Here is a 12,803-nt window from a genome sequence, read left to right on the forward strand (position 1 = left end):
CTTACTTCCAGGAGAATTCCTCATGATCAACCTCGAACTCCCCAAGAAGCTGCGGGCCAGCGCCAACCAGGCGCATCAGGTCGCGCAGGAGATCTTCCGTCCGATCTCGCGCAAGTACGACCTCGGCGAGCACGATTACCCGGTCGAGCTGGACACCATGGCCGCCATGGTGGAAGGCCTCGCCGACTCGGGCACCCAGAAGATCGGCGGCGCGGCCGGTGGCCGTTCCGACGAGGACGAGCACGCCACCGAACTGCTCGGAAACAGCAACGGCGGCAACATGTCCGCGCTGCTGAACGCCCTGGAGACCTCCTGGGGTGATGTCGGCCTGATGCTGTCGATCCCCTACCAGGGCCTGGGTAACGCCGCCATCGCCGCGGTCGCCACCGATGAGCAGCTGGAGCGTTTCGGCAAGGTGTGGGCCGCCATGGCGATCACCGAGCCGTCCTTCGGTTCCGACTCGGCCGCGGTCACCACCACCGCGGTGCGCGACGGCGACGAGTGGGTGCTCAATGGCGAGAAGATCTTCGTCACCGCCGGTCAGCGCTCCACCCACATCGTGGTGTGGGCGACCGTCGACAAGAGCCTGGGCCGCGCGGCCATCAAGTCGTTCGTCGTGCCGCGGGACGCTCCGGGCCTGTCGGTGGCGCGGCTCGAGCACAAGCTCGGCATCAAGGCCTCCGACACCGCAGTGCTGCTGCTGCAGGACTGCCGGATTCCCGCCGACAACATCCTCGGCAGCCCGGAAGTCAACGTGGAGAAGGGCTTTGCCGGGGTCATGCAGACCTTCGACAACACCCGTCCGCTGGTGGCCGCGATGGCCGTCGGTGTCGCCCGCGCCGCCCTCGAGGAACTGCGTGCGATCCTGACCGACGCCGGTGTCGAGATCTCCTACGACACCCCGCCGAACAACCAGCACGCCGCCGCCGCCGAATTCCTGCGTATGGAAGCCGATTACGAGTCGGCCTACCTGCTCTCGCTGCGCGCCGCGTGGATGGCCGACAACAAGAAGCCGAACTCGCTCGAGGCTTCGATGTCCAAGGCCAAGGCGGGCCGCACCGGCACCGACGTCACCCTCAAGGCCGTCGAACTGGCCGGCACCATCGGCTACTCGCAGCACACCCTGCTGGAGAAGTGGGGTCGCGACTCGAAGATCCTCGACATCTTCGAAGGTACCCAGCAGATTCAGCAGCTGATCGTGGCACGGCGTGTACTCGGCAAGACCAGTGCCGAACTGAAGTAAGCTGGTAGACAACGAAATCCGGTGCGAGTCAGCAATTCGACTCGCACCGGATTTCTTGTTCCCGGAGTCGGTTGTACTGGCCTCGCCGGCTCGCTCCGGTCGGCTGCGGCGTCGCCCTCGGCGAGGAGCTACGACACGGTGCGCGTGCGTGTTTCGGCTCACACTCGACTGCCCGCGTGCGGGTGGTTCCGGATCGTGGTTCGGCGCAAGGGGTTTCATCATGATCACCTAGCGGTATAGATGAACTATGGCGTTTTCAAAGTTGTCGGCCTCGTTCTCGGGGGTGCTCGTGGCCGCTTTCGTGTTGTCCGTCTTGGCCGTTGGGCCGGCCGCGGCGCAACCCCGGCTGGTGGACGAGGCGCCACTGGCCGACAACATCTCCCGGATCGACGTCTACTCCCCCGCGATGAATCGGGTGATCAGCAATCGGGTGATCCACGCGGCCGGTGGCCCCGCGCCGACGCTGTACCTGCTCACCGGCGTCGGCGGTGGCGAAGACGGCATTTCCTGGTGGGACGACACCGATGTGCGAGAGTTCTTCGCGGACAAGCACGTCAACGTGGTGATGCCGGTGGGCGGCAAGTTCAGCCTGTACACCGATTGGGTCACCGACGATCCCGCGATCGGCCGCAACCGGTGGCAGACCTACCTCACCCAGGAGCTGCCCGGTGTGCTCGACGCGCGGCTCGGCAGCACCGGACGCAACGCGATCGCCGGAGTGTCGATGAGCGCGGGATCAGCGGTGGATCTGGCGATCCAGTCCGGCAATCTGTACAGCGCGGTCGCGGCCTACAGCGGCTGCCCGTGGACCGCGGACCCGCTCGGCATTGCGATGATCAACGCGCAGGTCGGGCGCGGCGGCGCCAACACCGCGAACATGTGGGGCGCGCCCGGTAGCGCGATCTGGCAAGCGCACGACGCCTTCGCCAACGCGGCGGCACTGGCCGGCAAAACCATCTACCTGTCCGCCGCGACCGGCACACCGGGCGCTATCGACCAGGGCGGGTGGCCGGCCCCGCCCGTCGAAGCCATCGCGAGCTCGTGCACCGCGGCGTTCGCAGCCCGCCTGACCCAGCTCGGACTACCCGTCATCCACGTAAACCGCCCGGAGGGTTCACACACCTGGGGACAGTTCGAGACCGACCTGCACGACTCCTGGCCGCACCTGGCCCGCGCCATCGGCGCCTGACCCGAACCGATCCTTATCGCCGAAGGCGAGCGCAGCTCAGCGTGCTCTGCTTGTCCACCGACACGTCCTCGCTATCGTGAATGGCTAGGTCACGTCAGTCGCGACTAGACCGCCCTGGCCTAGTCGACTCGCGGATCGGAAAGAGCGGCGACGGATCATGGCAGAGGACCTGACCGTGACTCGGACCCTGGTGATACCAGGGTCCGAGTTGCGCGAGCGGTTCTCGCGGTCGTCCGGTCCGGGAGGACAACACGTCAACACCACCGACAGCCGCGTAGAACTGTCCTTCGACCTCGCCAACTCGCCCTCCGTACCGGAATGGCTCCGCACCCGGATGCTCGATCGCCTGTCCACCCGCCTGATCAACGGGGTCCTCACGATCGCCGCATCAGAACAACGCGCACAACTACAAAACCGCGCGACCGCCCGCGAACGCCTGGCCTCGCTACTCCGTGACGCCGCTGCCGCCCCACCACCCGTTCGCCGCGCCACCAAGCCCTCACGCGGAGCAAAGGAACGTCGCATCGCCGCGAAGAAGCGACGCGGTGTCACCAAGCGCAACCGCCGCGCCTCTCCCGACGACTAACCGCAGGCAGCGCCACAGGTCGGGGTACCGGCGCCAGAGTCGTTGTCGAACAGGCCGAAGAGCGCTGAATGGGGCCTGAGGGTGCGTTCGGACGACGCCCGATGTCCTTGGGGTCGTTGATCTTCCTGTCGACGGCACTCCAAGATTCGACCGGCGTTGACAATTTTTCGGGTCAGTCTGACATGTAGGGGTGTCGTTGGCAGGTCATTGTTTTGCTGGTCGTTGCAGTCTGTTTGGGGTTTCCTGAGCGGGTGCCGGTGAGCGTCGTGGTCACGGCGACCTGCTTCATGTCTCGTTTCGGATCGACTGCCATCTGGCCGGCACTGGTCAGATGCAAACCCCCGCTTTGTTGGCCCAGCATGCCGTGGTGGTTCTTCGAGTCAGGTGGCACACTCCATGCGGCTGCGTCAAAGGCAGCGGGCGACAATGCGCCATCGAGGGTGTCGCCATTGCTGTAGGTGACGGTGATCTTGCCAGTTAGCTCGAGCCGCACCGGGGCGCCGGATTTCCAGCCGTTCGATTCGACCTTATCGTGCAGCCAGACCGACACCACGTCCTTCGCCTTCGGATCGCCGATCAGATCACACCGTGAATAATCGGGGTCGTCCAGGTATAAAACAGGACTGTCGGGCGAGGCCTTAACAGCCTGCAGCACGTTGCACCTGTCGAGGGCAACCGTTGTCGTGGCGGTTGCGCCGGTGCGTTCGTTGCGAACGCTGATGTCCACCGAGCCCGTGCTGGCTCCCTGCTCGAGCTGTTGGTCAGGCCCATCGAGGGTAACCGGGGCGGCGACCGCAAGATTGACGTAGCCCACCGGCATTCCGTATATACCGGACTTTTTCGACCACTGGTCCCCGAGTTGGCCGTGGGGAAACAGGATCGCGGTCTGCGTGGTGTCCAAGAACCGGCCCTTGAGGGTTTTCCCCCCGGATGCTTTCACCGCCGCGGTCCCGGCCCCCGCCTTGACGGTCACGCGATCACCGGCTTGTCCCAGTCCCGAACCGAAGACAGTTCGTATCGTGGCGGTAAGGATCGCCTGTTTACGGTCCGGAGCGCCCACCGGAAGTGCCTTCACATTGCACGACGGTTGGTCGTCCATAATTTTGAGCTGCGGCTTGGATGGGGGTGCTGCGCTCGCGAGCGCAACCGGCGCGACCAGCGCGGCCGTAAGCAGCACCAGCGCACGCTTCGACCATGTCGCAATGTCGGTATCGAGCACCAGGAACCTCCCACACAGTTGTTGCAGCATTAAGCACCTGGGGATGCGGTGGATGGCCAGTATGGATCTGGGCGGAAATAACCGGGGCCCGCCACTCTGGGGGATTCCAATCCTCAAAGCGGGCACGCACCGGCCAGAGATGGTTTGGTAGCAGACTTTTAACAGCCACACCCTGCCGCTGCATACCCGACCTCCTGGCGGGGCAGGCTTCCCGGACGCACTGAAATCGGCATAGAAAGACGCTGAGATGATCTCTGCCCGTTGATCTTCCGACGTCTTCGGCTTGTCGGTTCGTGCAGCGCGACCAGCGGCTCGTACACACTTGCTGTCAGGACCCGATCCGGGCCGGATCTGGTTCAGGTGCCCGAGGGTGCCCTCGAATGGAGCCAGTACAAGTGCATTGCTGAATCTGAGATGGCGTCGGCCCCTGGCACTTTGGGTTGTTCCGCAGCGCTGCGGTAGAGCCGCGCGCCACGTGGCATCAGCGTGTGTTCAGCCGAGCGGCCTCGTTGCGCGGGGGCCCGATTTCGAGGGCCATCAGGACGTCGTCGACGTAGCGGTCTCCGAGGAGAAACTGGCCGACGAGTCGGCCTTCGATGCGGTAGCCGTGGGCGAGATAGATTGCCTGAGCGCGGGTGTTGGTGCCTAGGACTCTGAGGGTGATGCGGCGGGCGCGGCGGTTGGTTGCTTCGTGCAAGGCGGCGTCGAGGAGGCGGTGGCCGATGCCGCGGCCTTGGTGATGGGGGGTTACGGCGAAGCCGTTGATTTCCTGGACATGGCCGCTGGATGCGGGCATGGGGGACGGGCGGAGTTTTAGATATCCCAGAACTTGGTTGTCCTCGTGGGCGAGTAGGACGTTCTTCGGTGAGGTTTCGTCATTGAAGAAGGGTGTGTCCAACGACCACAGGGGGACGGGGGCCACCTCCGGAGTCCAAGTGGCGTGGTCGATAGCCGCTAGTGCGCGTTCGTCGCGTTCGGTAGCGGTGCGGATGCGGATCCCTGGTGAGCCGTCCATGCGTAGCGATCTTCGTTACTAGCGGGCTCGGCTGACAAGTGATTTCCCGGTCGCTGACCGGGCGAGGGTCGACCCCGCAAATATGGGATGCGCGGGACCTCGCGAGTGCCGTACCGTGGTCGAGTCGCTGCTCCGAGATTTCTCGGTGGCAGACACGGAATTCCTGTTCCTTCTGTAGTGGATCGAGGTGGTGACTTATATCCCAGGCCATGTAGCCGTCCGTAGTTCCCCCATGTCCTGATCGTTCGGACGTGTCCGGGGCGGACGTTGCGCTGGCCTGAGTTTGTCACCCTCCCTGCAGTTTCTGTCGTTCCCGGGTGCAGCTCTGCCTACTGCCCCGGGTTTTGTGTTGTCCGGCCCCGGTGCGGTTGACGGCGAGCTCCCCGATTCCTGAACAGGAGTCCCACCGTGAATTCCCCCATGCTCGACAACGAACCCGAGCACACCGCTCGCACCTCACCGGGTGCATCCTCGGCGATGCCGGCGGCCGCCAGGATTGCGCTCGCGGTCCTGCTGACCGGCGAGCTCATGAACATCGTCGACGATTCGGTCGTCCTTACCGCCATCCCCACCCTGCAAGCGTCGCTCGGCGCGGGACCGGCCGCCGTGCAATGGGTGACCGCGGGTTACGCGCTGACCTTCGCTCTCGGGCTGATCACCGGTGGCAGGCTCGGCGACATCTACGGCCGGCGCAAGGTGTTCCTGCTGGGCACTGTCGGGTTCACCGTGGCCTCGCTGCTGTGCGGGCTCGCGGCCGGCCCCGGCATGCTGATCGCCGCCCGCGTGCTGCAAGGGGGTGCCGCCGCGGTGATGATGCCGCAGGTCCTGGCGACCCTCCATGTCACGTTCGCCGGCGAAAATCGCAGCAGGGCTTTCGGTCTCTTCGGAGCGGTTCTCGCGATGGGCAGCGTCGTGGGCCCGGTGCTGGGCGGCGTGCTCACCGAAGCCGACCTGTTCGGGCTGTCCTGGCGGCCGATCTTCTTGATCAACGTGCCCGTCGGGCTCGCCGTGATCGTCCTCGGACGCAAGTTCATCACCGAGTCGACCGCGGCCAATGCCGACCGGCTCGACCTCGCGGGCGTACTACTGTCCGCGATCGCGCTGGTGCTGATCGTCTTCCCGCTCACCGAGGGCCACGCCCACGGCTGGCCGCTGTGGTGTTTCGCGATGCTCGCCGGCGGTCTGCTCGTGCTCGGCGTCTTCCTGCGCCACCAGCAACTCCGCAAGAACGATGGCCCGCTGGTGGTGCTTTCGTTGTTCCAGGGCAAGCAGTTCTCCGGTGGTCTGTCCGCGCAGCTGATGATGGGTCTGCTGTGCGGCCTGTTCTTCATGACCTGGACGCTGTACCTGCAGCGCGGCCTGCACATGAGCCCGCTGCTGGCGGCCTTGGCGTTCGTGCTGCTCGCCGTCGGCGAATTGGCCGGTGCGATGCTCGCGACGAAGACCGCCGGTCGCTTCGCGCGTCGGCTGCCGCAGGCCGGAGCCCTGATCGCTCTCGCCTCGATGGCGGCCTACGGGCTCCAGGTCAGCGGCGGGCACGAGAATCTGACCTTGCTCGCGATGGCTGTCCCGGTCCTGTTGCTCGGGTTCGGCCTCGGCATGATCAGCGGACCGATCGCCGATCTGACGCTGGCGAAGGTTCCGCCCGACAGCGCCGGTTCGGCCTCCGGCCTGTTCAACACCGCTCTCCAGCTGGGCTACGCCCTCGGCATCGCCCTGAACGGCCTCGTGTTCTTCGCCGCCACCGGCGGCTCACCCGACGGCGCGCTCAACCGCGACGCCTTCACCGGCGTGCTGTGGTGGGTCGGCGGCGTCCTCGCCGTGATGTGGGCCTTGATGTTCTACCTGCCCAAGCGGACGAACACCGGTTCTATTCGATAACCAGGAGTTGCGGGTCGACCTCGGCGCCGGGCGGGAGGTCGGCCACGCGGGCATGGATTTGGCCGGCGACATTGAGGGCGGAGACGAAGTCGTTGACCTGGACGTTGCCGACTTCGAGTTCACCGCCGAGGATCGGGGGCTGGGTGAAGTCGTAGACCTCGTTCTCCGCCGGGACGAGGCCTGTTTCCGCGGTGTCGGCAGCCAAGGTGGCGAGCAGGTACTGCTCCATGCCGTCCTCGGTGTCCAGGTCTTTTTCCAGGTCGTCGGCGTTGTCCCAGGGACGGGTGAGTTCGCCGTTGAGGGTGTCGAGCCACCACAGGCCTTCTTCGGAGTCGAAGAAGACATCGCCGAATAATGACGCGCACAGCGGTGTCTTGCCCTCCAGGCCGATCCATTCCCAGGAGGCGAGGGCGGACTCGAATTGTTCGGTCGTGAACGACTTGATCAATTCCACGCCCACACCCTACAGACGTTCCCCGGATCAACCACGGTAGGCAGCCGGGGGTCGGCCTGTCGCGGATTTGAAGTCCCGGGCGAAATGGGCTTGATCGGCGTATCCGAGTTCGGCGGCCACGGTCGCCAGGTCGGCATCGGCGCTGTCCAGGCGCTGCGCGGCCTCGTGCAGGCGGTAACGCTGAATTACCCACTTCGGCGAGACGCCCACGTGATCGCGAAACAGCTTCTGCAGACTGCGTTTTCCTGTTCCGAAGCGTGCGGTGAGATCGTCGACGCGCAAGATCGTGCGGTCGGAAGAAATCTCGTCGACGATCTCGTTGACAAGTACGACCGTAGCGACAGGGACGGAAAGGTATTGGCGGACAAATCGTTCCGACAATTCCTGACGTTCCGCGGTGTCGGTGGCGGCGGCAATTCGAGCGGCGAAAAGATCGGCATCGGAACCGAAGATCTCCGCGCCCGGCAGCACCCGATCGGTGAGCACAGCAACGGACCGCCGCAGCAATGCGTGAAATCCGGCCGGGCGGAACGTGGTGCCGAAGATATCGCCGCACCCCTCGAGGTCCTGACTGAATTTCCCGCGGAGCACCCCGTGCACGCGACAGTTCCCGTTCTCGACGACCAGGATCACCGCCGGATGCGGCAGCACTTCGACCGTATAGGGCTCGCGACCACGCAGATCCCAGTGCACGGCCCAATGGTGCGCCACAATGCCGGACAGGTCCGCGGCGGCCGGAATCAGCGTCTCCCGATACAGCCCGTCCCCTGCCCGGGGATCGAGCAACCCGCGCGGCGGGGCATCCGTGGTCGGATCCATCGCCCCATTGTCGCGCGTGTTCGCGTTTGTTCAAGACCACCGCACCGCGCCGGAAATACCGTCGAAACCATGAGCGAAACGACCACCGCGACCGGCACCATCGAATCGAAATCCTGGGACCAGACCGAATACGCCGAGATCGACGCGACCGCACCGAAACTGGCCACCGCCAGGGGCTTCGACCTCTACCGCGGCGACCTCGAGGGCGACGCCGACTGGCAGGGCCTGATGTTCACCAACCCCGACGGCAGCGGCACCTTCGACAGCCTGCAACGCACCCGCGGCACGCTGGGCGGGCGCACCGGCAGCTTCGTCCTGCGATTGACCGGAACCTTCACCGCCACCGGCGATTCCCGCGCGGACTGGTCGGTCGTGCCCGGGTCCGGTACCGGTGAACTGACCGGGATCTCCGGCACCGGCGGCTACGCCTCGAGCGCCGGCGAGTCCACCTACACCCTCGTCTACAGCTGCCCCTGACCAGCAGTGATAGGGGAAGAAACAAACTGTTGCCTGAAGATACGTAGTTTCGTAATCTCGTAACGTGGGTCTGGAAGAACGCGTCACAGAGTTGGAGCGGCGGCTCGCGAAACTCGAAGCCGCACAAGAGGTACCGGTACAAATCGCCATGCCGGTGGACGAGGAATTGTGGGCGCTGCACCGGCTGAAGCAGGAATACGCGGCCGCGGACGAGCTGAACGGGGGTGTGCTGTTCACCGGGTCGGTGCGACTACCGCCCGGTGAGCAGTACAGCTGGCAGACCATGTTCAGCACCGACGACCTGCTACTGGACGACGCCGACGAGGCCGCCGAATGCCTTGCCGCACTCGGCAGTCCGGTGCGACTACGGCTGCTGCGGGCCATTCTCGCCGGTCGCCGCACCGCCGCGGAGCTGGCCGGACTGCCCGAGGTGGGCACCTCCGGCCAGATCTATCACCATTTGCGCCAGCTGGCTGCTGTCGGTTGGCTACAGACCGCGGGGCGCGGCCGTTTCGAGGTGCCCGCCAACCGCGTTGTCCCGCTTCTGGTCGCTTTGGCCAGCTCACGACGCTGACAGCATTAGCTGACACATCAGGTTTGCTCAATCGTTGCGCTACAGGGGGTTACGCCCCCGAACACCGCCTACTACTTTGAAAAAAGCCGTGCAGGAGGTGGTGGGGTGGCCAACGACGCGCAAGAACCAGCCGATGGCAGACCCGTGCGGCTCGATCCCATGATCGAGTTCGCCGAGCAGGAACTTTTCGAAATGGTCCGGGCAACCGGATTCCGCGGGCCCGCGTGGGATGTCCTCGCGGACCGCTTGGTCCGGTACGGGCTGGTGGTGCTGACCGCCTGGCTACGGTCCGGGCACATCTTCGCCGAGACGAACGCCCTGGGCCGCGAGCTGTGTCCGTCAGTGCACGAACGAGAACTCGTCGCGGTCCGGCTGAGCGAAGATCTGGCCAACGATTCGGTCTCGGCCGCACTGGCCAGCTTCCGGCGAAAAGCCTTGGCGGGCAACGGTTGGAGCAAGGACGGCGGCGCGAGCCTGTCGGCCTACTTCATCCGCGCGTGCCTGTATGCCTTCATCGACGCCTTCCGAAAATACCGGCGCACCGGCGAGTTGTCGGATATCTGCACCGGTACCGACCCGATCTCCTCGGGCGACTATCGCGAATCCGCGTCCGGACCCGATTTCGCCGAGTCCGTGGTGAATCGGGCCGTGCTCTATACGTATTTGGCCAGGCTGTCCGAGCGGGACCGAAACATGGTGTGGGGCAAGGCCGCCGGTTACACCGCCGCCGAGATCGCGGGGCTGTTCGGCTGGCCCAGCGCGAAAGCGGTGGAACGCCGCTGGGCCCGGCTGCGGCTCGAGTACGCCTGGATCAATCGCCTCGCCGGGAAGGAGCAGTGATGACCTACGACGACAACGTGACCGCGGGCGCGGAGACCGCCCGGATCGCCGACCTCCTCGAGCAGTCCTCGCTGGGTACTTCGCCGACGCGGACAAGGGAATTGACCATCGCTTCGACCCGCGTACTCGAGCTTCGCGCCCGCGCCGCCGCACTGGAGAACACACATGCCGTGATCCACTTCCTCGACGAATCCCCCGCCGCCGCGCCCCGACCGACCTTCAGCCAGCGCTTGAACAAGCTGTTCGAGACGGTGCGCCCACCCGGCCGCAAACCGCACACCAACGCCGAGGTCGCCGCGGCGCTGACGGCCTCGGGCCACCCGATCTCCAAACCCTATCTGTCCCAACTGCGTTCGGGCCGGCGCAGAAATCCATCGGACGAAACCGTGGCCGCCCTCGCCCGGTTCTTCAAAGTCAAACCGGACTACTTCTTCAACAACGCCTACGCGCGGAAGGTCGACCACGACCTGGAGTTGCTGTCGCAGCTGCAGGGCTACGGCTTGCGCCGCCTCTCGGCCCGGGCTTTCGACCTCTCCGAGGACTCACAGAACCTGCTGACCAGCCTCGCGGAGAAGCTGCGGGCGAGTGAGGGCCTGCCCGAAGTGCCCCCGGACGGAACCGAGTGAAACCAATCCGATTCAGATCAATGTGACCTACGCTACGCACTGTTACGGTGTGGACATTTAATGCCGGGGCCGCGAGCCTCGCGAGATTGGCAGTGGAGGGTGTACGCATGAAGGTGGCGCACGCGCTGGAAGTTGTGAAAGCGCTGGGGGTTCTTCGTAAGAGGGGGGTCACCGATCCGCGCAAGCCGCTGGAATCGCTGAAGACCGTCAAGGATTCGCAGGTGTACGGCCCGCAAGCCACCGCGATCCGCCATTCCGCCCGCGTCGTGCCGGACAATCCCGCCTTGGTCGACGAGCGCGGCGAGCTGACCTACAAGCAGCTCGACGACCAATCCAATGCCATCGCAAGGGGTTTGCAGGCCGCCGGGATCACCGAGGGCATGGTGATCGGCGTGCTGGCGCGCGACCATCGCGGCCTGATCCTGTCCATGGCCGCGGCGGGCAAGCTCGGCGTGCGCATCGCGTTGATGAACACCGGTTTCGCCAAGCCGCAGTTCGCCGAGGTCTGCGCCCGCGAGCAAGTCAAGGCGGTGCTGCACGACAGCGAGTTCCTCGGGCTGCTCGACGCACTGCCCGCGGACATGCCGCGCTACCTCACCTGGGTCGACGAAGGCACCGAATTGCCCTCCGGCGCTGAGACTCTCGACGACCTGGTCGCCGCCAACTCCGCCGCCGAACTGCCCGCCCCGAAGAAGCCCGGCGGTTTCATCATCCTCACCAGCGGCACCACCGGGCTGCCCAAGGGCGCGCCGCGCAGCAAGATCACCCCGGTCGCGCCCGCGCAGCTGGCGGACCGGATCCCGTTCCCCAACAGGGGAACTCAGGTCATCGTCTCGCCCATCTTCCACAGCACCGGCCTGGCCACCTGGATGCTCGCCGGTTCCATCGGCAACAAGGTGGTGGTGCGCCGCCGCTTCGACGCCGAAGCCACGCTGAAGATGATCGCCGACCACAAGGCGGAAATGCTGGTCGCGGTGCCGACCATGCTGCACCGCATGGTCGAACTGCCCGCCGAGGTCCGCGCCAAGTACGACATCTCCGCGCTGAACTGCATCCTGCTGGCCGGTTCGGCGCTTTCGCCCGAGTTGTGCGTCAAGGCCACGCAGACCTTCGGCCCGGTGCTCTACAACCTGTACGGCTCCACCGAATGCGCGGTCGCGACGGTCGCCAACCCGGAGGAGCTGGCGCTGTCCCCCGGCACCGTCGGCCGCGCGCCCGTCACCTGCGAGGTGCGGCTCTACGACGACAACGACAAGCCGGTCACCGCGATCGGCACGACCGCGCGCATCTTCATCCGCTCCGGCGCTCCGTTCGAGGGTTACACCGACGGCCGGCACAAGCAGATCATCGACGGCTACATGTCCAGCGGCGATGTCGGTCATTTCAACGAGCACGGCCTGCTCATGGTGGACGGCCGCGACGACGACATGATCGTCTCCGGCGGCGAGAACGTCTTCCCGCAGGAAGTGGAGAACCTGCTGCTGGAGCGTCCGGACGTGTTCGATGCCGCGGTCATCGGCGTGGACGACGTGGAGTTCGGCAAGCGGTTGCGCGCCTTCATCGTGCCGGAGCCGGGCCAAAGCCCGCAGGCCGAGGAGATCAAGGCCTACGTCCGCGACAACCTGGCCCGCTACAAGGTGCCGCGCGACGTGGTCTTCCTCGACGACCTGCCGCGCAACCCGACCGGCAAGCTGCTCCGCCGGGTTCTCGTGGAATACGACGTCAAGGCCTAGAAACACCGCGAAGGGCCCCGCATCTCCTGCGGGGCCTTTGTGCTGCGTGAGATACATGACACAGCGCGTCACAGACGCTTGCTATTGTTAGCGCCAGCACTGGATCTCGATGTTGCGGTCTACACCACTGCTCGTGGTCTGCCCAGG

General features: G+C 65.5%; 13 protein-coding genes. 9 read left to right on the top strand and 4 right to left on the bottom strand.

Going from position 1 to position 12,803, the window contains the following annotated elements; all coding sequences use genetic code 11:
- Positions 1-22 precede the first annotated feature (22 nt).
- The 3 genes from IBX22_RS10290 to arfB all read left to right on the top strand — a co-directional run bounded on the left by IBX22_RS10290 (position 23) and on the right by arfB (position 3,018).
- A complete protein-coding gene (locus IBX22_RS10290; protein WP_194815064.1) occupies positions 23-1,243 on the top strand; it encodes an acyl-CoA dehydrogenase family protein in 1,221 nt (406 codons plus the stop codon).
- 247 nt (positions 1,244-1,490) lie between these two features.
- Positions 1,491-2,432, top strand: a complete 942-nt coding sequence (locus IBX22_RS10295; protein ID WP_194815065.1) for an alpha/beta hydrolase family protein — start codon at positions 1,491-1,493, stop codon at positions 2,430-2,432.
- 157 nt (positions 2,433-2,589) lie between these two features.
- Positions 2,590-3,018: an alternative ribosome rescue aminoacyl-tRNA hydrolase ArfB gene (arfB, locus tag IBX22_RS10300; RefSeq protein WP_194815066.1), complete on the top strand. Its 429-nt coding sequence runs from the start codon at positions 2,590-2,592 to the stop codon at positions 3,016-3,018.
- Between the two features lie 172 nt (positions 3,019-3,190).
- Here the strand turns inward: arfB and IBX22_RS10305 are convergent, their stop codons facing one another.
- Positions 3,191-4,237, bottom strand: a complete 1,047-nt coding sequence (locus IBX22_RS10305; protein WP_194815067.1) for a hypothetical protein — start codon at positions 4,235-4,237, stop codon at positions 3,191-3,193.
- A gap of 481 nt (positions 4,238-4,718) precedes the next feature.
- Positions 4,719-5,252, bottom strand: a complete 534-nt coding sequence (locus tag IBX22_RS10310; RefSeq protein ID WP_194815068.1) for a GNAT family N-acetyltransferase — start codon at positions 5,250-5,252, stop codon at positions 4,719-4,721.
- A gap of 408 nt (positions 5,253-5,660) precedes the next feature.
- On the opposite strand from IBX22_RS10310, the gene IBX22_RS10315 reads away from it, so the two are divergent.
- A complete protein-coding gene (locus IBX22_RS10315) occupies positions 5,661-7,133 on the top strand; it encodes an MFS transporter (protein WP_194815069.1) in 1,473 nt (490 codons plus the stop codon).
- Here IBX22_RS10315 and IBX22_RS10320 read toward each other — a convergent pair.
- Positions 7,123-7,587 (bottom strand): T6SS immunity protein Tdi1 domain-containing protein, encoded by a 465-nt coding sequence (locus IBX22_RS10320; protein WP_194815070.1) that lies wholly within the window; start codon positions 7,585-7,587, stop codon positions 7,123-7,125. The genes IBX22_RS10315 and IBX22_RS10320 overlap by 11 nt on opposite strands.
- 27 nt (positions 7,588-7,614) lie before the next feature.
- Positions 7,615-8,406, bottom strand: a complete 792-nt coding sequence (locus IBX22_RS10325; protein WP_194815071.1) for an AraC family transcriptional regulator — start codon at positions 8,404-8,406, stop codon at positions 7,615-7,617.
- A gap of 69 nt (positions 8,407-8,475) precedes the next feature.
- On the opposite strand from IBX22_RS10325, the gene IBX22_RS10330 reads away from it, so the two are divergent.
- The 5 genes from IBX22_RS10330 to IBX22_RS10350 all read left to right on the top strand — a co-directional run bounded on the left by IBX22_RS10330 (position 8,476) and on the right by IBX22_RS10350 (position 12,656).
- Positions 8,476-8,883 carry a DUF3224 domain-containing protein gene (locus tag IBX22_RS10330; protein ID WP_194815072.1) on the top strand — a complete coding sequence of 136 codons (408 nt, stop codon included), beginning with the start codon at positions 8,476-8,478 and terminating at the stop codon, positions 8,881-8,883.
- Between the two features lie 64 nt (positions 8,884-8,947).
- On the top strand, positions 8,948-9,457 hold the full coding sequence (locus IBX22_RS10335; protein WP_194815073.1) for a winged helix-turn-helix domain-containing protein: 510 nt from the start codon (positions 8,948-8,950) through the stop codon (positions 9,455-9,457).
- Positions 9,458-9,562: 105 nt separating this feature from the next.
- On the top strand, positions 9,563-10,297 hold the full coding sequence (locus IBX22_RS10340; protein ID WP_194815074.1) for an RNA polymerase sigma factor: 735 nt from the start codon (positions 9,563-9,565) through the stop codon (positions 10,295-10,297).
- Positions 10,298-10,470: 173 nt separating this feature from the next.
- Positions 10,471-10,923: a helix-turn-helix domain-containing protein gene (locus IBX22_RS10345; RefSeq protein WP_194815726.1), complete on the top strand. Its 453-nt coding sequence runs from the start codon at positions 10,471-10,473 to the stop codon at positions 10,921-10,923.
- A gap of 107 nt (positions 10,924-11,030) precedes the next feature.
- On the top strand, positions 11,031-12,656 hold the full coding sequence (locus tag IBX22_RS10350; RefSeq protein WP_194815075.1) for an acyl-CoA synthetase: 1,626 nt from the start codon (positions 11,031-11,033) through the stop codon (positions 12,654-12,656).
- Positions 12,657-12,803 lie beyond the last annotated feature (147 nt).

It is taken from the genome of Nocardia sp. XZ_19_385 (genome assembly GCF_015355755.1).
Lineage (GTDB): Bacteria > Actinomycetota > Actinomycetes > Mycobacteriales > Mycobacteriaceae > Nocardia.